Annotated in this window: 15 protein-coding genes; 11 read left to right on the plus strand and 4 right to left on the minus strand. The window is 61.0% G+C overall.

Going from position 1 to position 18,879, the window contains the following annotated elements; translation table 11 throughout:
- Positions 1-13: 13 nt before the first annotated feature.
- A complete protein-coding gene (locus FP026_RS18490; RefSeq protein WP_149636076.1) occupies positions 14-1,744 on the plus strand; it encodes an ABC transporter substrate-binding protein in 1,731 nt (576 codons plus the stop codon).
- 211 nt (positions 1,745-1,955) lie between these two features.
- Positions 1,956-2,816 carry a 5'-nucleotidase, lipoprotein e(P4) family gene (locus FP026_RS18495; protein WP_149636077.1) on the plus strand — a complete coding sequence of 287 codons (861 nt, stop codon included), beginning with the start codon at positions 1,956-1,958 and terminating at the stop codon, positions 2,814-2,816.
- 256 nt (positions 2,817-3,072) lie between these two features.
- Here the strand turns inward: FP026_RS18495 and FP026_RS18500 are convergent, their stop codons facing one another.
- On the minus strand, positions 3,073-4,368 hold the full coding sequence (locus FP026_RS18500) for an ABC transporter substrate-binding protein (protein WP_149636078.1): 1,296 nt from the start codon (positions 4,366-4,368) through the stop codon (positions 3,073-3,075).
- Between the two features lie 150 nt (positions 4,369-4,518).
- On the opposite strand from FP026_RS18500, the gene FP026_RS18505 reads away from it, so the two are divergent.
- The 4 genes from FP026_RS18505 to FP026_RS18520 all read left to right on the plus strand — a co-directional run bounded on the left by FP026_RS18505 (position 4,519) and on the right by FP026_RS18520 (position 9,264).
- A complete protein-coding gene (locus FP026_RS18505) occupies positions 4,519-5,541 on the plus strand; it encodes a LacI family DNA-binding transcriptional regulator (protein ID WP_149636079.1) in 1,023 nt (340 codons plus the stop codon).
- Positions 5,542-5,581: 40 nt separating this feature from the next.
- On the plus strand, positions 5,582-7,438 hold the full coding sequence (locus tag FP026_RS18510; RefSeq protein ID WP_149636080.1) for a DUF2264 domain-containing protein: 1,857 nt from the start codon (positions 5,582-5,584) through the stop codon (positions 7,436-7,438).
- On the plus strand, positions 7,435-8,460 hold the full coding sequence (locus FP026_RS18515) for a hydroxyacid dehydrogenase (RefSeq protein ID WP_149636081.1): 1,026 nt from the start codon (positions 7,435-7,437) through the stop codon (positions 8,458-8,460). Before FP026_RS18510 ends, FP026_RS18515 begins: the two co-directional genes overlap by 4 nt.
- A 216-nt stretch (positions 8,461-8,676) precedes the next feature.
- Positions 8,677-9,264, plus strand: a complete 588-nt coding sequence (locus tag FP026_RS18520; protein WP_149636082.1) for a transglycosylase SLT domain-containing protein — start codon at positions 8,677-8,679, stop codon at positions 9,262-9,264.
- A 31-nt stretch (positions 9,265-9,295) separates the two neighbouring features.
- Here the strand turns inward: FP026_RS18520 and FP026_RS18525 are convergent, their stop codons facing one another.
- From FP026_RS18525 to FP026_RS18535, 3 genes are all read right to left on the minus strand, one after another.
- Complete coding sequence (locus FP026_RS18525; protein WP_149636083.1) at positions 9,296-10,558, minus strand: Gfo/Idh/MocA family protein; 1,263 nt, start codon at positions 10,556-10,558, stop codon at positions 9,296-9,298.
- A 262-nt stretch (positions 10,559-10,820) separates the two neighbouring features.
- A complete protein-coding gene (locus tag FP026_RS18530) occupies positions 10,821-12,242 on the minus strand; it encodes a mandelate racemase (protein ID WP_149636084.1) in 1,422 nt (473 codons plus the stop codon).
- A 445-nt stretch (positions 12,243-12,687) separates the two neighbouring features.
- Entirely contained in the window at positions 12,688-13,383 is a 696-nt protein-coding gene (locus FP026_RS18535) for a TetR/AcrR family transcriptional regulator (RefSeq protein ID WP_149636085.1), read from the minus strand.
- Positions 13,384-13,562: 179 nt separating this feature from the next.
- Here FP026_RS18535 and FP026_RS18540 point away from each other — a divergent pair, with 179 nt between their 5' ends.
- The 5 genes from FP026_RS18540 to FP026_RS18560 all read left to right on the plus strand — a co-directional run bounded on the left by FP026_RS18540 (position 13,563) and on the right by FP026_RS18560 (position 18,873).
- The gene (locus FP026_RS18540) at positions 13,563-14,846 is read left to right on the plus strand and encodes an ABC transporter substrate-binding protein (protein WP_149636086.1); all 1,284 of its coding nucleotides are present in this window, start codon (positions 13,563-13,565) and stop codon (positions 14,844-14,846) included.
- Between the two features lie 61 nt (positions 14,847-14,907).
- Positions 14,908-15,819 carry a carbohydrate ABC transporter permease gene (locus FP026_RS18545; RefSeq protein ID WP_246665385.1) on the plus strand — a complete coding sequence of 304 codons (912 nt, stop codon included), beginning with the start codon at positions 14,908-14,910 and terminating at the stop codon, positions 15,817-15,819.
- The gene (locus FP026_RS18550) at positions 15,812-16,696 is read left to right on the plus strand and encodes a carbohydrate ABC transporter permease (protein WP_149636088.1); all 885 of its coding nucleotides are present in this window, start codon (positions 15,812-15,814) and stop codon (positions 16,694-16,696) included. The genes FP026_RS18545 and FP026_RS18550 overlap by 8 nt, the downstream gene beginning before the upstream one ends.
- Before the next feature lie 73 nt (positions 16,697-16,769).
- Complete coding sequence (locus FP026_RS18555; RefSeq protein WP_149636089.1) at positions 16,770-17,795, plus strand: Gfo/Idh/MocA family protein; 1,026 nt, start codon at positions 16,770-16,772, stop codon at positions 17,793-17,795.
- Positions 17,796-17,802: 7 nt separating this feature from the next.
- Entirely contained in the window at positions 17,803-18,873 is a 1,071-nt protein-coding gene (locus FP026_RS18560; protein ID WP_149636090.1) for a Gfo/Idh/MocA family protein, read from the plus strand.
- Positions 18,874-18,879 lie beyond the last annotated feature (6 nt).

Below are 18,879 nucleotides of genomic sequence, written 5' to 3' on the forward strand. Positions count from 1 at the left end.
TAGGGAGGAATATATGCGAAGACATCTCTTGACGACGACGGCTGTCGCCCTGCTGGCCCTGGCCGGCACGGCCAACGCCGGCATGAGTGAAGCCAAGGCGTTCCTGGACAAGGAGATCGGTGATCTTTCGACGCTCTCGCGCGCCGAGCAGGAAAAGGAAATGCAATGGTTCGTCGATGCGACCAAGCCTTTCCAGGGCATGGAAATCAAGGTCGCTTCGGAAACGCTGACCACGCACCAGTATGAATCGCAGGTTCTGGCACCTGCCTTCACCGCCATCACCGGCATCAAGGTCACCCACGACGTCATCCAGGAAGGCGACGTCGTCGAAAAGATCCAGACGCAGATGCAGACCGGCCAGAACCTCTATGACGGCTGGGTCAACGATTCCGACCTGATCGGCACGCATTGGCGCTACAAGCAGGTGCGCAACCTGACGGATTGGATGGCTGGCGAGGGCAAGGACGTCACCAATCCCAATCTCGATGTCGCCGATTTCATCGGCACCAGCTTCACCACCGCTCCGGACAAGAAGCTTTATCAGCTTCCCGATCAGCAATTCGCCAATCTCTATTGGTTCCGCTACGACTGGTTCAACGACCCGAAGAACAAGGCCGACTTCAAGGCCAAATACGGCTACGAGCTCGGCGTGCCGGTCAACTGGTCGGCCTATGAAGATATTGCCCAATTCTTCACCGGCCGCGATGTCGATGGCAAGAAGGTCTTCGGCCATATGGACTACGGCAAGAAGGACCCGTCGCTCGGCTGGCGCTTCACCGACGCCTGGCTCTCCATGGCCGGCAACGGCGACAAGGGCCTGCCGAACGGCCTGCCGGTCGACGAATGGGGCATCAAGGTCGATGCCAACTCCCGTCCTGTCGGCTCCTGCGTCGCGCGTGGCGGCGATACCAACGGACCGGCCGCCGTCTACTCGATCCAGAAATATCTCGATTGGCTGAAGGCTTATGCTCCGGCGGAAGCACAGGGCATGACCTTCTCGGAATCAGGCCCGGTTCCATCGCAGGGCAATATCGCCCAGCAGATCTTCTGGTACACGGCCTTCACTGCCGATATGGTCAAGCCCGGCCTTGCGGTCATGAATTCCGACGGCACGCCGAAGTGGCGCATGGCGCCGTCGCCGCACGGCGTCTACTGGAAAGACGGCATGAAGCTTGGCTACCAGGACGTCGGCTCCTGGACGCTGATGAAATCGACTCCGGTCGATCGCGCCAAGGCCGCATGGCTTTATGCGCAGTTCGTGACCTCGAAGACGGTGGACGTGAAGAAGAGCCATGTCGGCCTCACCTTCATCCGCGAATCCACCATCCGCGACAAGAGCTTCACCAAGCGCGCACCGGAACTCGGCGGCTTGATCGAGTTCTATCGCTCGCCGGCCCGCGTGCAGTGGTCGCCGACCGGCACCAACGTTCCTGACTATCCGAAGCTGGCTCAGCTGTGGTGGCAGGCGATCGGCGATGCCGCATCGGGTGCCAAGGATGCTCAAGGAGCGATGGATGCGCTCTGCGCCGATCAGGAAAAGGTAATGCAGCGCATCGAACGCGCGGGCGTTCAGGGCGATATCGGCCCGAAGCTCGCCGAAGAGCACGATCTTGCCTATTGGAACGCCGACGCCGTCAAGAACGGTCATCTCGCTCCACAGCTGAAGATCGCCAACGAGAAGGAAAAGCCAGTCACCGTCAACTACGACGAGCTGGTCAAGAGCTGGGCCGACGCGAAGAAATAAGCCAGGTTCATGATGCTATATGGGTGCCGGAGCTCGAAAGAGCTCCGGCATTTTTCGTCCGGATGAAAGTCTTGCAAAAATAACGCTGCGATGACTGTCACAGGCTTGACACATTTCTCGCGAGCACGAACTATCCTTACCCGGATCATGATGTCGACACACATCAGAACCCATTGATATATTTCATGGATTTCTGCATAAGGAGAACAGCGTGAGAAACGGATATTTTGGGCGCAGGACGCTCATCACCGCCATTGGCCTTGTCGCCGCCCTGCCGGCTCTCAGTGCCGATCTGCCGGCACCATTGCCAGACGACAATCTCAATGCCGTTCTATGGGACCAGACATCGGTCGAGGCGCAGGCTAACGCGCTCGGCGCCTATACGCTCGGCCGCATCAGGCTCGACGAAGCATTGGCCGACAAGAACTGGACCGCCGCACCGGTGGAGCAGACGGGCAATTTCCAAGATTTTCCGCCTGCTATCATCCTCGATGTCGATGACACCATCCTCAACACCTCGTCCTACCAGGCGCACAATATCACGGCCGGCACCGGCTTCACGCCGCAGAGCTGGACGCAATATGTTAATGCGCAGCAGGACAAGCCGATCGCAGGTGCGGTAGAATTTACCCAATATGCCGCTTCGAAAGGCGTGAAGGTCTTCTATGTCACCAATCGTACAGCCGATGAGGAAGGCCCGACCGTCGAGGAAATGAAGCGCTTCGGTTTTCCAATGGGCGACAATGTCGATACCTTCCTGAGCGCTAAGGAACAACCGGACTGGGGTTCGGCCAAGGGCACGCGCCGCGCCTTCATCGCCAAGAACTACCGCGTTCTGCTGATGTTTGGCGATAATTTCGGCGACTTCACCGACGACTACAAGGGTAGCGTCGAGGAGCGCCAGAAGGTCTTCGAAGCCAACAAGGCGCATTTCGGCCACGACTGGATCGCCGTCGCCAACCCGACCTATGGCTCATTCGAAAGCGCACCCTACAAGGGGGACTATAAGCTGCCGCCGGAAGAACAGCGCAAGATGAAGCAGGATGCGCTGAAGCCCTGGGATGGGAAGTAGACGTCTTTCGAGGGTGATTGTCAGGCGCGCTCAAGTCCGTGGGACCTTTGTGCCTGGCCCCTCATCCTAGCCTTCTCCCCGCAAGCGGGGAGAAGGGACGATCGCGAAACCGCCAATCGTCAAAGAGACTGAAGCTAAGTGAGGCACGATAACCCCCTCGCCCCGCTTGCGGGGAGAGGGTTGGGGTGAGGGGCCAGGCACAAAATCAAGGCAGAACCGAACTGGCCTGACCGTCATCCACATAGCCAGCTATTAATCAACCCTTCCGCTTCAATTTCGTCGCACCTTCCTCCACCAGCCGCTTCGCCGCCTCGGCGACCGTGATCTTGCCGAAGGCGAGCTGGTCGGCGACGGGGCGCGCGACGTTCGCGTCAAATTCCTGAGAGCCGAGCGGCGCCGGCACGGGATAGGTGCCGACCTGATCCTTCAACAGCTCGATATATTGCACCGTCTGCTGCTCTACCGGATTGAGCGTCGGCAGGATGGCGGCACGCACCGCGGGCGACATCGGCACGCCGCGCTCGACGCCGAGGATCTTGCCGGCGTCGACATCGTTGACGAAGAAATTGATGAATTTCGCCGCCGCTTCACCGTTCTTGCTGGTGGCACCGACGCTCCAGATCAGCGCAGGACGATAGTAGTGGCCGGAGGGGCCGTCCTTCTTCTCGCGTGGCAACGTCGTGACGGCGAGCTTGCTCTTGACCACAAGCTGATAGCCGACGAGCTGGTTGGAATAGGCCATGCCGATCGCCGATTTTCCGAGCGCCAGGCAGTTGCTCTCGATGACGTTCTGGTCGAGCGTCTGGACATCGGCAGAGACAGTGCCGCCGCGTTTGCGCAGGTCTTCCCAGTAGCTATACCACTCCTTGGCATCGTCGACACCGAAGCCGAGCCCGCCCTCCTCCGTAAAGAGGCTCTTGCCGCGCTGGCGCAGCCAGACGTCGAGCACATAATTGTAGCGCGCGCCATAAGGGCCACCCCAATAGCCGCGCTTGCCGGCAGCCTTGGTCATTTCCACCGCAAGATCGGCATATTCGGCCCATGTCGTGGTCGGACCGGGCGGCGTCAGGCCGGTCTTCTTGAACATGTCCTCGTCATAGAACATCGCGAAGGAGTTAAGGCCGAGGCCGACGCCATAAAGCTTGCCGTCGACCGTGGTCAGCTTCAACACGTCCTTGCCGAAACTGTCGATATCCAGCGTCGAAGGCACGAACTGGTCGAGCGGCATGCAGGCGCCGCGTTTCGAATAGTCCGAGATCGTGCTCGGCTCGAGCTGGAAAACGTCCGCGATGTTCTGGCTCGCCATTCCCGTCGCGAGCTTGGCCCAATAGCCCTCGCCGCTGATGCTCTCGCCGACGACGGAGATATCCGGATTCTTGCCGTGGAACAGTTCTGCCACCGCGACCGTGCGCTTGCCGCGATCGGGCGAACCCCACCACATTGCCCTGAGCTGCGTCGCATCGGCAAATGCCGGCATCGCTCCCCCGCCGAAGGCAAGCCCCGCCGCGGTTCCGGCAGCTCCGACCATGAATGAACGGCGATTCATGCGCATGAGATTCCTCCTTCTCTTGCGTTGTCATCCGCGGCGATCTCCCCGACGCCTTCGCGGACAAGGTGGATCGAGGATATGCAACTTCTTTGCACTGCACAATAAAAAATCTTTCTATTGCAAATTTGCATAATTTTGCATAGCGTTTGCGCCATGAACGATATTCGCTCCAAACGCATCAGGCAGGCGGACATTGCCACTGCCGCCGGCGTCTCCGTGTCGACGGTGTCGCGGGTCCTCACCAACGAACCCGGCATCAGCGAGACGATCCGCCAGCATATATTCAAGGTCGCGAGCGATCTCGGCTATCCGCTGAAGACAACAGCCGAGACGACCGCAGGCGGACTGGCGCTGATTGCGAGCGATAGCGTCACCGGGGGCTTGAGCGTTTTCTACGAAGGCATTCTGGAGGGCCTGCGCGCCGGTGCCGCCGAGCGCGGCATGCGCTTCGACATCCGCCTCGTCCGCGAGGCGAGGACCGAGCCGGAACTGGTGAAGGAATATCTTCAGGCCGCCGGCGCCGAAGGCCTCTTTCTCGTCGGCATCGACCCTTCGGAAGAGCTATGCCGCTGGCTTGAGGCAAGCAGCACGCCGACCGTGCTCGTCAACGGCACCGACCCGAAGCTACGCTTCGACGGCGTTTCGCCCTCGAATTTCTTCGGTGCCTACAATGCAACCCAGCGCCTGCTCGATGCCGGCCACCGCCGCATTCTGCATTTGACCGGCTCGCATCGCCAGACGATCCGCGAGCGCATCCGTGGCTTCGAGGCGGCGATCGCTTCCGTGGAGGGCGCAGAAGGCCGCATCGTACCGATGAACTTTCGCGGCAGCTCCAGCCAGGAAGCCCATGACACCACGACTACGATTCTCGCCGAGAAAAGCGGCTACACCGCCGCCTTCTGCATGAATGATTTCATTGCCGTCGGCGTGCTCGACGCCGTGACCGAAGCCGGCCTGCGCGTGCCGGAAGATTTCGCTATAGTCGGCTTCGACGACCTGCCCTGCGCCCTGATGACCAACCCCCGGCTGGCAACCATGCGCGTCGACCGCGCAGCGCTCGGCCGGGAAGCCATCGGCCTGATGATCGCGCGCTTCCGCGACCGCGATGCGCCGGCGCGTCAGATCTGCCACGGCGTCCCGCCGATCGTCGGGGGCACGCTGCCACCCGAAACCTGAAGCTCAATCCCGCCGCGGAAACGATCGAGAAGGCCAACCGATGATCTATGACCCCGCCAGCACCAATCCGCTCGCCGGCAACTCGCTGAAGACCCTCCCAGACATGCGCCGCGCGCTGACCGACCTGTTCGATCCGCTGCTGCCCTATTTTTCGGAAGGCAATGCCCGCGTCCGCATCGACGCCGCCGGCGCGCATTTTGATCGCGCCGCCGCCGATCTCGAAGGTTTTGCCCGCCCGCTCTGGGGCCTGGCGCCGCTCGGCGCCGGCGGCGGCGATTTCCGCCATTGGGATCGCTATGCAGAAGGCCTCGCCAACGGTGTCGATCCTCAGCACCCGGAATATTGGGGTACGGTCAACGGCCGCGACCAGCGCATGGTCGAGCTGGCAGCCCTGGGCTTTGCGCTAGCCCTCGTGCCGGAAAAGATCTGGGAGCCGCTCGATCAACGCGCCCGCGACAATCTGATCGCCTATCTCAAGCATGCGCGCACCTTCGATTACGCTGACAACAACTGGAAATTCTTCCGCATCTTCGTCGATATCGCGCTTGACCGGCTCGGCGCCTCCTTCGACCACAGCTTGACCGAAACCTATCTGAACGAGCTGGACGGCTTCTACATCGCTGACGGCTGGTATCGCGACGGCAATGTCCGCCGCATCGATCACTACATTCCCTTCGCCATGCATTTCTATGGGCTGATCTACTCCAAGCTCGTGGATGACGATCGCGCCAAGCGCTATCGCGAACGCGCAATCCTCTTCGCCAGGGATTTCCGCCATTGGTTCACGCCCGATGGCGCTACTATTCCCTTCGGCCGCAGCCTGACCTATCGCTTCGCCTGCGCCGGCTTCTGGTCGGCGCTCGCCTTCGCCGATGTCGAGGCGCTGCCATGGGGCGAAATCAAGGGCCTGTGCCTCCGTCACCTGCGCTGGTGGGCCGACAAGCCGATTGCTCATCGCGACGGAACCCTGCCGATCGGCTTTGCCTATCCCAACCTCTTGATGTCGGAGAACTATAATTCCGCCGGCTCTCCCTATTGGGCCTTCAAGGCCTTCCTGCCGCTGGCGCTGCCTGAAACCCATCCCTTCTGGGTAGCGGAAGAAAAGCTGCCAGACAGTGAGCCAGCTATCATCCCGCAAAAGCATCCCGGCATGGTGATGATGCGCAGCAGGGCCGATGTCGTCGCTCTCTCCTGCGGCCAGGAAAACCAGCAGATGCGCTTCGGCGCGGAGAAATACTCGAAATTCGCCTATTCCGCCCGCTACGGCTTCAGCGTCGAAAGCGATGAGCGCATCTTTACCGGCGGGGCCTTCGACAGCATGCTCGCCTTCGCCGATGACGGCCTGCACTATCGCGTGCGCGAGACCAATGAAGAGGCAAAGCTCGCCGGCGAGACGCTCTACGCCAAATGGTCGCCCTACCCGGACGTGTCGGTAGAGACATGGCTCATCCCCTCGTCGCCCTGGCATGTCCGCCTGCACAAGATCACCACGCCACGGCCGTTGCAGACGGCCGAAGGCGGCTTCGCCATCGCAAGACGTGATTTCGAAGCAGACACGCTTTCATCCGTAACCGGTGCCGCTTATGCGATCGGCGAAGAGGATTTCAGCGGCATTCTCGACCTCGGCTCGACGATCACGCGCGAAGGTGTCGCGCAGAAAGCGCCGCCGAACACCAATCTTATCGCCTCGAAGACCTTGGTGCCACAGTTGCGTGGCACGATTCCGGCGGGCGAGACCATTCTCGTCTCGGCCGTGCTCGCAGAGAAGGACACGTCCGCCGTCGATCACGCCTGGACGAAGCCGCCTGCCAGGCCCGATATCGATGCTCTGCGCGCCCTCGTAAAGGACAAGGGCATCAGGGTGAGTGCCATCGAGGCGCCAGGTCGCCTACCATGACGCAATCTTTTTCCGATCGCCCGGCCATCGCCTTTGCCATGCTGCCGTCGCGCACCCAGCATGTGCTGCCGGACGCGCTCATTCAGCGCCTTGGGGCAATCGGTAACGTGCTCGATGCAGCGCCGATGCAGCGCTTCGACGACGCGCGCGCGGCCAAGCTGCTGGCGGAAACCGAAATCCTGATCACTGGCTGGGGGTCGCCGACGATCAACGCCGCCGCACTGGCGCAGGCGCCGCATCTGAGGCTGGTGGTCCACGCCGCCGGCACGGTGAAGGGTCTACTGGGGGACAGCCTGTTCGATCGCGGTATCTTCGTCAGTCATGCCGCCCAGGCCAATGCCCTGCCGGTCGCCGAATTCACGCTTGCCGCCATCATCTTCGCCGGCAAGAAGATCTTTCAGTTTCGTGATCTTTATGTTGCCGATCGCAATCGCAAGCGGACGCAGCCGATCCAGGCTGAGGCCATCGGCAATTACGGCCGCACCGTCGGCATCATCGGCGCTTCTCGCATAGGAAGGCGCGTGATCGAGCTGCTTTCGCCCTTCGATTACCGCATCGTGCTGTATGACCCCATGATCGGCGATGCCGAGGCGGCCACGCTGGGCGTAGAGAAAACCAAGTTGGACGCCCTGATGGCATCAGCCGATATCGTCTCGCTGCATGCGCCTTCGCTGCCGGCGACGCGGCACATGATCGATGCCCAACGCCTTGCGCTGATGAAAGACGGAGCAACCTTCATCAACACCGCGCGTGGCGCGCTGGTCGATGAGACGGCCCTGATTGCCGTGCTGAAAACCGGCCGCATCGACGCAATCATCGACGTCACCGATCCGGAAATTCCGGAGGCGGCATCGGCCTTCTATGACCTGCCGAACGTCTTCCTGACACCGCATATCGCCGGTGCCGTCGGGCTGGAACGGACCCGCCTCGGCGAGATGGCAGTCGACGAGGCAATCCGCTTCATCGAAGGCAAGCCACTGCTCTATGAGATCCGCCGCGAAGACATGGCGCTGATGGCATGACGCGACGCAGCAAATCCATGAAAACACCCTGAAATCGCCCCATTTCGGCACAAGCGAACAACTCGTTTTTAATCATTCCCCGCTAGCAATCTCTATGTGCATGACCGCAAAAGTCCGGCTTCGAATTTTTGCAAAGGATCATGCGCCAACAAAGTTGTTGCTGCGTCCTTTGCGCGCCTGGAAGACGCGCGGCGCAGCAATGAAGAGGTTCTAGTAATGCGTACCCGCGTCCTTTCCATTCTGGCCGTTATGCTGCTTGGCGTGCTGGCAGGCTGCGCCACGGCACCATCGCGCACCCGCAACATCTGCGCGATCTTCGACCAGCGCGACGGCTGGTTCAACAACTGGCAGCGGGCAGCGGAACGCACGGAACGCAAATACGGCGTGCCGGTGCCGATCCTGATGGCGACGATCTACACCGAATCCGGCTTCCGGCCGCGCGCACGCCCGCCGCGACGCTATCTGCTCGGCTTCATTCCCTGGAAGCGCCCGACGACCGCCTATGGCTATTCGCAGGCACTCGACGGCACTTGGGATAAGTACAAGCGCGAGACGGGCAACTGGACGGCAAGCCGTACCAACTTCTCTGACGCCATCGACTTCGTCGGCTGGTATCACTACCAGACTCACCTGCAGACCGGCATCGCGCTGAACGATTCCTACGATCTCTATCTCGCCTATTATTCCGGCGCCAAGGGCTATCTGCAGGGATCATGGCGCGGCAATGGAACCGCTCTTGCCGGCGCCAAGCGCTTTAACGGCATGACGCGGATCTACGCCCAGCAGCTGCCGAGCTGCAGCTGATCTCGAAACCGGAAGGCTTAACGCTGCGGCCCTAAGGCCGCGGCTCCAGCAAGTTCAACCCGCCATCCTCGCCCCAGATATCGGCAACCGATACCTGCTGGCCCGTGCGGCTGCTTTGCAATGCTGCGATACCGCAGAGAACGGACATTGCCCCCGCGCGCGAACCGGCACGCTGCTTCAGCTCGTCGTTCGGGCCGGAGCGCAAAATCATGTTGCGCAGCCGGTCGTCGCCGCCATAGTGCCCGCCGGACGAATGCGGCACCCATATGCGCTCGACATCGCCGAAATTCTTCATGACGACTATCTCGTCCGCCGGCGGCGTCGTCCAGTTCTGCTTCTCGTATTGGCGCAGCTCGATGCGGCCCTTGTGGCCGTTGAAGGCGATGTGATGGCCTTCGATCGGCATGTAAGTATTCAGGGAATAGGAGACGTTGACGCCGCTGCGATAGCGGATCGAAGCGACCATCGTATCAGGGATATCGATGTCCTCGCGGAAAACGCAGGCGTCGCGGACATAACCATCGACGGTGGAAGGCTCCTCGTAAAGGCTTTCGAGCAGCGGCGTCTCGCTGATGTCGAGATAATAGTTGCACTCGTCCTTGTACCGACAGGTGCGACAGCGCTCGCCGCGGAACGGGCCTTTACGGCCGTAATGCTTGAGATCGGCGAAGGCTGCCACCGTTTCCGGATCGGAATCCAGATACCAGTTCAGAAGGTCGAAATGATGCGTCGCCTTATGAACGAAGAGACTGCCGGAATTCTCGACGTAAGCATGCCAGCGGCGGAAGTAATCGGCACCATGGCTGGTGTCGAGATACCAATGGAAGTCGACCGACGTGACCTCGCCGATGACGCCGGAATTGATCAGTTCCTTGATCTTCGCAGCCGTCGGCGCAAAGCGGTAGTTGAAGGAGACATCAAGCCGCTTGCCGGTGCGCGCCTCGGCATTGAGGATGCGCTTGATCTTATCGACTGTCGTCGTCATCGGCTTCTCGCTGATGACATTGGCACCGGCCTCCATCGCCTTGACGATCAGATCGTCATGGGTGGAATCGCGGGTGCAGACGATGACGAGATCCGGCTTCTCGACGCGCAACAGCTCATCGAAGTCGGTATAAACAGGCACCGATGCGCCGATATACTCAAGCGCCCGCTTCGCACGCATGGCATTGAGATCACACACCGCCACAAGCTCGACCTCGTCGCTCCAGCGCTCGACCAGATCCTTGCCCCACATGGTCACGCCGCGGTTTCCTGTGCCGACCAGAACGTAGCGTTTCTTCGATGACTGCATCTGCTCCTCCACAATCTGCAAACAACGATAATGAGGCCTCGGCGGCCTTCATTTACTTCGGCAAAGGCCCCTCACCCCAACCCTCTCCCCGCTCGCGGGGAGAGGGTGCTTTCTTTGCCAAATCCGTGGCGCAATCTAAGCGGCAAATTCAAATGCCTTGCTCCGTCGTCCCCTCTCCCCGCGCGCGGGGAGAGGGCTAGGGTGAGGGGCCAGGCACGAGGACGGGGCGCCCACGTGAAACCCTCATGACCATGGCCAAATACTACGTCCGCGACCTCTCCATCGCCGCCCAATCCGGCTCGACCGACGAACCAAGCCCGATAGCGGCGATAACGGAGCCTATCGCAAGCTGCCCCGCCTCGATCCGCAGCCGCGTACGGCCATTGCTGACACGGTAGAGATCGGAATGCGCCTCGGCGAAGGCTGCCTGCTCCGCCTCCGGCGCTCCCGCCATGCCGTCGACATAGTGATGGCCATTGCGCTCGATATGCGTCATGCCGATCAGCGAGGCTAGCGCCAGATCCTGCTGCACGGCAAGGCCGCCCTGCGTGGTCAGATCCTCCGCCGACATGAAATAGGGGATGCCGTCCTCGGCACTCCATTTGGCGACGCGTGCCCGGTTCAATAGCGAGCGATAGAAACCCTTGCAGGATTTCGAGGAGATGCCGGTATAGCCGAGCCCTCTGGCCGTGACGAAGGTATCGATGTCGGCGTCGGATTCGTCGATCTCCACCGGCTTGAAGGCGGCAAGCGCCTTCACCGGTTTCTCGAAGGCATGCGCACGGGCGATCGGCTGCTCGACGAACAGGATCGATGCCGCAAACCGTTCGAGCCTCGGCTCCGCCTTCACCCGGGCAAGCAGATCGGCCACCGCCTCGGCGGAGGCAAATTGCTCGTTGCCATCAAGCGTCACCGAGTAATTGGGAACCTTGGCATCGATGATAGCGGCGACACGGCAGAGACGATCGATATCGGCCTCCAGCGCGCCAGAAACCTTGACCTTGAAGAAGGTCAGGCCATAGGCGCCGATCGCCTCCTCGAAACTCTCCGGCAGGCCATCGTTCAAACGCTCATTTGCCGGAATATCGCCGGTCACGATGGCATCGACCAGGCCGACCGTATGGCGAGCGGCAAGGCGTGCCGCCGGCTCCAAAGTCGACAAGAAGCCGGGGAGATCGAAGCCCGAGAGATCGCGCGCTGTGGAAGCATCGATGCCGGGGCGGTTCGCCTTGATCGCCTGCGCGACAGTCAGCCCCTCCAACCGGCAGAGGGCATCGAGAACAGCTCGATTGGCGAGCGCCAAACCGAAGGAGGCGACCAGGCCATTCAGCTTCTCCGCCGCCGCGCGGGCATGATGCGAGGCCTCGACGGCTGCATGCAGTCCGAAAGCCGTCGCAGAGCCCGCATTCCTCAACCCCTCAAGCGCCAGAGCCAGAGAGCGACGCAGCTGGTTTTCATTGTCGGCATTGGAAAGCTCGGGCGATTTGTCGAACCATTTCGGCACCATCAGCTCGGCGGCCATGCCCTCAGCCGAGCGTCCTTGCTCATCCACGATGCGCACACGCAGGAAAATCTGCCGCGCCTCCCGCAAGGTCGCCGCCCCGAAACGGAATGGAAGCCGCAATTTGACCGGGCGCTCGAACGCTTCGGCCTCGACAAGCCTGATTTTCAATGGATCGGTCATGATGTTGGGCGGCTCCTATGATTGTCAGGCTAGTCTGTTTGCATAGCGTGCCAGCGTGCATGGCCCCTCACCCCAGCCCTCTCCCCGCAGGCGGGGCGAGGGAGTCTTCCAGCCTATGTCCAGCCCGAAATTCAGATAGCGAGTTGGCTTGCTCTGTCGCTCCCTCTCCCCGATTCAACGGGGAGAGGGCCGGGGTGAGGGGCTATTCAGTTCATTGCAGAAGCAGTTTACCGTCAGCCAATCGCATCGCCCTCTGGCAGGGTATAGATCGTGTCGGTACGACAGACTTCATGATTTTCCTCCATGCCTGATTCCCTCCAGAACCAGGAAAAGCAAATGTTTGGCCACCTAAGCAATGTAACCATATGGTTACAAGATCGCGCGTTGTCGTCAGCCTTGTCAATCGCCTTTTGAAAATTTCTTCAAACCATCACGTCAGGATCACCTACACCCGGATCGAAGCAAGCGTGACGGCAACGATATGCTCACCCCAGGCATTGAGCGCATCCGGCGCCGTCAGCTTGCGTGCAAAAATTGTCGACAGCGTGTGCCTGTTCGACAGATAGAAGAAACCGAGCGCCGCGATCGTGAGATAGACGGAAATGGGATCGACCGCCGGCCGGAAGATGCCGGCCGCCTCGCCTCGGTGCAACACATCCGAAAGTTCGTCGATAAGGTGCGAATGCATGACCGACACCTTCTCGGACCGTTGCAGGTAGTGAGCGTGATGCAGATTTTCGGTGGCAAGCAGGCTTAGGAACTCGGGATGCGCGAGAAAATGCCGCCAGGTGAACAAGGCGAGTTCCCGCATTCCCTCCTCCGGACGGCGACGCGCGAGGTCGAGTTGCTTCTCGGCATCGCGGATCGTCGCGTAGGTCGCCTCAAGCACGGCGAGATAGAGCCCCTCCTTGTCGCCGAAATAATGATAGAGCATCCGCTTGTTGGTCTGCGCCCGCGCCGCGATCGCATCCACCCGGGCGCCGCCGAAACCATGCGCGGCAAATTCCTCCGTCGCCGCTTCCAGGATCGCGGCATGGGTGCGTTGCGGATTGCGCGATACCTTCGTCGACCGCATCCTTTCGGTCTTGTCGGCGTCGGCTTCTGCTTTATTTTCAGTCTGTTGCCGCGCCCTGGCCGCCATGGACGATCTCCTTCCCGATCGGGGCTGCAGCAATGGATGCCACCGCCGCGCATAGGCCCGTTTTGATCGTGACGCGATTGGCGCTTGACAGCGGTCGCGTTTCTATCCAACTTGTAACCAAATAGTTATATCATGCAAAGCAGTTCGTAAATCATCGGTTCACTGGGGAGGAGACCAGGATGACGTTGACGATCGACCGCCGGCAGTTGCTAGCCGGCATGGCAGCCACACTCGCCTTCAGCGGTATGGGACTTTCACGCGCCAATGCGGCAACCGCGATGCGCCTTCTTTGGTGGGGATCGAAGGAGCGGAGCGACCGTACGTTTGCAGCCGTGAAAGCCTATCAGGCGAAGAACCCGGATATCACCATCGCCGGCGAATCCTTCGGCTGGGACAGCTACTGGACGCGTCTGGCAACGCAGACCGGAGGCGGCAACGCGCCTGACCTCATCCAGATGGATTATCGCTACATCTTCGAATATGCCCGCCGCGGCGCGCTGCTCGACATGACGCCCTATCTCGGCAAGAGCCTGGCGATCGAGGATTTCGGTAATGCCAACATCGATTCCGGCAAGGTCGACAACAAGATCTACGGCGTCAGCCTCGGCGTGAATTCCTCCATGGTCGTGGTCAATACGGCTGCCTGGAATGAAGCCGGCGTCGAGCCGCCGCAAGACGGCATGAGCTGGGAGCAGCTCGGCGACGCCTGTGCTAAGGTCACGGCCGCCAAGAAACGTCGCGGATTCTACGGCACGGCGGATGCAAGCGCTAGCGAGCCCGCTTTCGAATGCTGGCTGCGCCAGCGCGGCAAGGCGCTCTATACGGCCGACGGCAAGCTCGCCTTCGAGGCCAAGGATGCAGCCGAATGGTTCGATTTCTGGGGCCATATGCGCAAGATCGGCGCCTGCGTGCCGGCCGACGTCCAGGCGCTAGATCAGCAGACCCTTGAAACCGACATGCTCGTGACCAAGAAGGCAGCCGTCAGCTACGCCCATTCCAACCAGTTCGTCGCTATTCAGGGCCTGGTCAAGGAGAAGATCGATCTCGTCTCCTATCCGGTCGACGCCGGCGGCAAGCCCGGCCAGTACCTGAAACCCTCGATGCTGATGTCGGTTTCGGCAACATCCGCGAACAAGGATGCCGCCGTCGCCTTCATCAATTACCTGGTGGAAGACCCGGACGGCGCAAAGACGCTCGGCGTCGAGCGCGGCGTTCCCGCCTCGCCGAAGATCCGCGATCTGCTGACCCCGGCTCTGGATGAAACGAGCAAGAAGGTGGTCGATTACATCGGCCGGCTGACGCCGCGTGTCGGAGCGCTGCCGCCGTCTCCGCCGAATGGCGCCGGCGAGAACGCATTCCTGCTGAAAAAGATCGCCGAGGAAGCCGCTTTCGGCAAATCCAGCACACAGGACGCTGGCACAAAATTCACCGAACAGGCAGCAGCAAACATTACGCGAGGCTGATACCGTGGGTACAAACAGCAAGAGCGTTGCCGGCGGCTTGGCCGTCGGCGCGCGCGCGCCGTTGCGCGTGGAAACCGCCTATAAGGCGCCGAGCGCGTTTTCGCGCAACGCACCCGGCTATCTCTTCCTTCTGCCGTGGTTCATCGGCTTCTTCGGACTGACCCTCGGGCCGGCGATTGCCTCGCTCTATTTGTCCTTTACCGACTATAATCTGCTCCAGGCGCCGAACATGGTCGGGCTGGACAATTACGTGCGGATCGCCACGGCGGACGATAAGTTCCTGTCGTCGATGAAGGTGACGCTGTTCTACGTCGTCTGTTCCGTGCCACTGAAGCTCGCCTTCGCGCTGCTGGTGGCGCTGCTGCTCAACCGCGGCATCAAGGGCCTGCCGGTCTACCGCGCCATCTTCTACCTGCCGTCGCTACTCGGCTCCAGCGTCGCGATTGCGGTGCTGTGGCGGCAGATCTTCGATGCCGACGGCATCGTCAACACCCTGCTCTGGTACGCCTTCGGCATCAACGGGCCAAGCTGGATCTCCAATCCCGACTATTCGCTCTATACGCTCATTATCCTGGCCATCTGGCAGTTCGGCTCGCCGATGATCATCTTCCTCGCCGGCCTGCGCCAGATCCCGACCGATCTCTATGAAGCCGCCAGCCTCGACGGCGCCTCCAAGGCGCGAATCTTCTTTAAGATCACCCTGCCGCTTCTGACGCCTGTCATTTTCTTCAACGCGGTGGTCCAGACGATCGACGCCTTCAAGGCCTTCACGCCGGCCTATGTGATTTCATCCGGCACCGGCGGCCCGATCGATTCGACGCTGTTCTACACGCTCTACCTCTACCAGGAAGCCTTCGGCTATTTCCGCATGGGCTATGCCTCGGCGCTGGCCTGGATCCTGGTAATCATCATCGCGATCTTCACCGCCTTCTCCTTCCTCTCCGCTCGTTATTGGGTCCATTACGATGACTGACGCGAAGCTCACCCATTTTGCCGAAGACATGAAGCCGCCGCGCGAGCGCCCCTGGTTCTTCTCCGTCCTCATTCATGTCGCGCTCGTCGCCGCGTCGATCGTGATGCTCTATCCGCTGCTGTGGATGCTCTCGGGCTCGATCAAGGACCAGAACGAGATTTTCGGCACGGCATCGCTGATCCCCTCGCACTTCGATTTCAGCTCTTATGCCCGCGGCTGGTTCGGCGGCCAGGTGACCTTCGGCAAATTCGTCTGGAACTCGGCCGTCATTGCCGTGCTTTCGGTCATCGGCAACGTGATTTCCTGCTCGCTGGCGGCTTACGCCTTCGCGCGGCTGAACTTCTGGGGCAAGAATTTCTGGTTCGCCCTGATGCTGGGCACGCTGATGCTGCCCTATCACGTCACGCTGATCCCGCAATATATCCTCTTCCTGAAGCTCGGCTGGGTGAAGACGATGCTGCCGCTGGTCGTGCCGAAATTCCTCGCGGTCGACGCCTTCTTCATCTTCCTGATGGTGCAGTTCTTCCGCGGCATTCCACGCGAACTGGATGAGGCCGCCATGATGGACGGCTGCAGCCCGTGGCGCATCTACTGGCGCATCATGCTGCCGCTGTCGCTTCCCGTTCTGGCGACGGCCGCCATCTTCTCCTTCATCTGGACCTGGGACGATTTCTTCGGGCCGCTGATCTACCTCTCCGACATTAACACCTACACGGTGCAGCTCGGCTTGCGCTCCTTCGTGGATTCCACCGGAAGTTCCGACTGGAGCAGCCTGTTCGCCATGTCGAGCCTGTCGCTGATCCCGGTCTTCCTGATCTTCCTCTTCTTCCAGAGGCTGCTGATCGACGGCATCGCGACCGCCGGCCTCAAGCGTTGATTATGAACCCCGCGGTCCCGAATACCCAAGATTCGGGGCTGCGAACCAACAAACCTATGAAAGGAAATGTCGCATGAGCGCGCTGCGCTTTGCCGCCATCGGCCTCAATCACGATCACATCTACGGCCAGGTCAACGTTATGCTGCGGGCCGGCGCCGAACTCGTCGCCTTTCACGCCGAGGAGGACGATCTCGCCGCCGTCTTCGCCGGCCGCTTCCCGCAGGCTAAACGCGTCGCCGACAGAAGAGAAATCCTCGAGGACAATTCTATCGCGCTGATCGTCAGCGCCGCAATCTCCAGCGAGCGAGCGGGCCTTGCCATCGAGGCCATGCGCCACGGCAAGGACGTGATGCTCGACAAGCCCGGCATGGTGACGCTGGACCAGCTTGCAGAAGTCAAAAAGGTACAGGCCGAGACCACGCGCATCGTCTCCATTCTTTATTCCGAGCATTTCGAGACGGCATCGACGGTCAAGGCCGGCGAGTTGGTAAAGGCCGGCGCCATCGGCAAGGTCATCCACACGACGGGCCTCGGCCCGCACCGGCTGCGCAAGCCGACCCGGCCGGACTGGTTCTTCGACCGCAAGCGCTATGGCGGCATCATCGCCGACATCGCTTCGCATCAATGCGAGCAGTTCCTGTTCTTCGCCGACTCGCTCGAAGCAGAGGTTCTGTCGGCGACGGTGTCCAACCGCGCCAATCCGGAAACACCGGGCCTGCAGGACTATGGCGATTTCCATGTGAGGACACCTGACGTCACCGGCTACATCCGCGTCGACTGGTTCACGCCGGATGGTCTCTCCACCTGGGGCGACGGCCGCCTCTTCATTCTGGGCACCGAAGGCACGATCGAGCTGCGCAAATATATCGACGTCGCCGGCCGCCCCGGCACCGATCATCTCTTCCTCACCGACCGCAAGGGCATGCAGCATATCGACTGCAGCGGAGTTGAGCTGCCCTACGGCCGCCAGCTTGTCGCCGACATAAGAGACCGCACCGAAACGGCGATGGGTCAGGAACATTGCTTCAAGGCCATGGAGTTGGCGCTGAAGGCGCAGGCGCTCGCCGAGGCTACATCGCTCAACAGCATTCAGAGGTAATTGCGATATGTCCGACATCAAGAAAGTCGCGATCATCGGCCTCGGCATCGGCCGCTCCCACATCACCGAAGGCTATCTGCCGCACGCCAATCGCTACGAAGTTGCGGCCCTTTGCGATCTCAACGAGGAACGCCTGAACGCGGTCGGCGACGAATTCGGCATCGAAAAGCGCCTCAAGGATTTCTCCGAAGTCCTGAACATGCCCGATATCGACATCATCGACATCTGCACGCCGCCCGGCTCGCATTTCCAGCTCATCATGCAGGCACTTGCCGCCGGCAAGCATGTGGTTTGCGAAAAGCCGCTCGTCGGATCGCTCGCCGATGTCGACGCCGTCATCGCTGCCGAGAAAACGGCCAAGGGCCGGCTGATGCCGATCTTCCAGTATCGCTATGGCGACGGCATCCAAAAGGCCAAGCGCATCATCGCTTCAGGCATTGCCGGCAAGCCCTATGTCGCCACGTCGGAGACGCATTGGGTGCGCGGCGCCGATTATTATGCAGTCCCCTGGCGCGGCAAGTGGGATACCGAACTCGGCGGCGTGCTGATGACGCATTCCATCCATCTGCACGACATGCTGACCTATCTGATGGGACCGATCGCCGGTCTCTTCGGCCGCGTTGCCACCCGCGTCAACGATATCGAAGTCGAGGATTGCGCCAGCGCCAGCCTGCTGATGGAAAATGGCGCGCTCGCCACCATCAGCGCCACGCTCGGCTCGCAGGAGCAGATCAGCCGCCTGCGCCTCGCCTTTGAAAACGTCCTGATCGAAAGCAACCACGAGCCCTACAGCCCCGGCCAGGATCCCTGGAAGATCGTCCCCGCCAATGACGAGATCGGCGCGAAGATCGATGCGCTGCTGGCCAACTGGTCGCCGATCCCCAACCGTTTCAACACGCAGATGAGGCTGTTCCACGACGCACTGGTGTCGGGCGGACCGCTGCCGGTGACGACGGCCGATGCCCGCCAGGCGCTGGAGCTGGTCACGGCCTTCTATGAATCGTCGGAAACCCGCACCGAAGTCCGCTTTCCCGTCGGGCCGGAAGCCAAGAAATACAAGAGCTGGAGGCCGTCATGAACGTTG

The sequence above is a fragment of the Martinezella tropici genome (assembly GCF_008370325.1).
Classification (GTDB): domain Bacteria; phylum Pseudomonadota; class Alphaproteobacteria; order Rhizobiales; family Rhizobiaceae; genus Rhizobium; species Rhizobium tropici_B.

Coding starts and splice junctions, on each gene's coding strand:
- FP026_RS18530 (WP_149636084.1), bottom strand. CDS start 12,242: ATGACCGATCCATTGAAAATCAGGCTTGTCGAGGCCGAAGCGTTCGAG.
- FP026_RS18490 (WP_149636076.1), top strand. CDS start 14: ATGCGAAGACATCTCTTGACGACGACGGCTGTCGCCCTGCTGGCCCTG.
- FP026_RS18540 (WP_149636086.1), top strand. CDS start 13,563: ATGACGTTGACGATCGACCGCCGGCAGTTGCTAGCCGGCATGGCAGCC.
- FP026_RS18525 (WP_149636083.1), bottom strand. CDS start 10,558: ATGCAGTCATCGAAGAAACGCTACGTTCTGGTCGGCACAGGAAACCGC.
- FP026_RS18510 (WP_149636080.1), top strand. CDS start 5,582: ATGATCTATGACCCCGCCAGCACCAATCCGCTCGCCGGCAACTCGCTG.
- FP026_RS18550 (WP_149636088.1), top strand. CDS start 15,812: ATGACTGACGCGAAGCTCACCCATTTTGCCGAAGACATGAAGCCGCCG.
- FP026_RS18535 (WP_149636085.1), bottom strand. CDS start 13,383: ATGGCGGCCAGGGCGCGGCAACAGACTGAAAATAAAGCAGAAGCCGAC.
- FP026_RS18560 (WP_149636090.1), top strand. CDS start 17,803: ATGTCCGACATCAAGAAAGTCGCGATCATCGGCCTCGGCATCGGCCGC.
- FP026_RS18505 (WP_149636079.1), top strand. CDS start 4,519: ATGAACGATATTCGCTCCAAACGCATCAGGCAGGCGGACATTGCCACT.
- FP026_RS18520 (WP_149636082.1), top strand. CDS start 8,677: ATGCGTACCCGCGTCCTTTCCATTCTGGCCGTTATGCTGCTTGGCGTG.
- FP026_RS18555 (WP_149636089.1), top strand. CDS start 16,770: ATGAGCGCGCTGCGCTTTGCCGCCATCGGCCTCAATCACGATCACATC.
- FP026_RS18515 (WP_149636081.1), top strand. CDS start 7,435: ATGACGCAATCTTTTTCCGATCGCCCGGCCATCGCCTTTGCCATGCTG.
- FP026_RS18500 (WP_149636078.1), bottom strand. CDS start 4,368: ATGCGCATGAATCGCCGTTCATTCATGGTCGGAGCTGCCGGAACCGCG.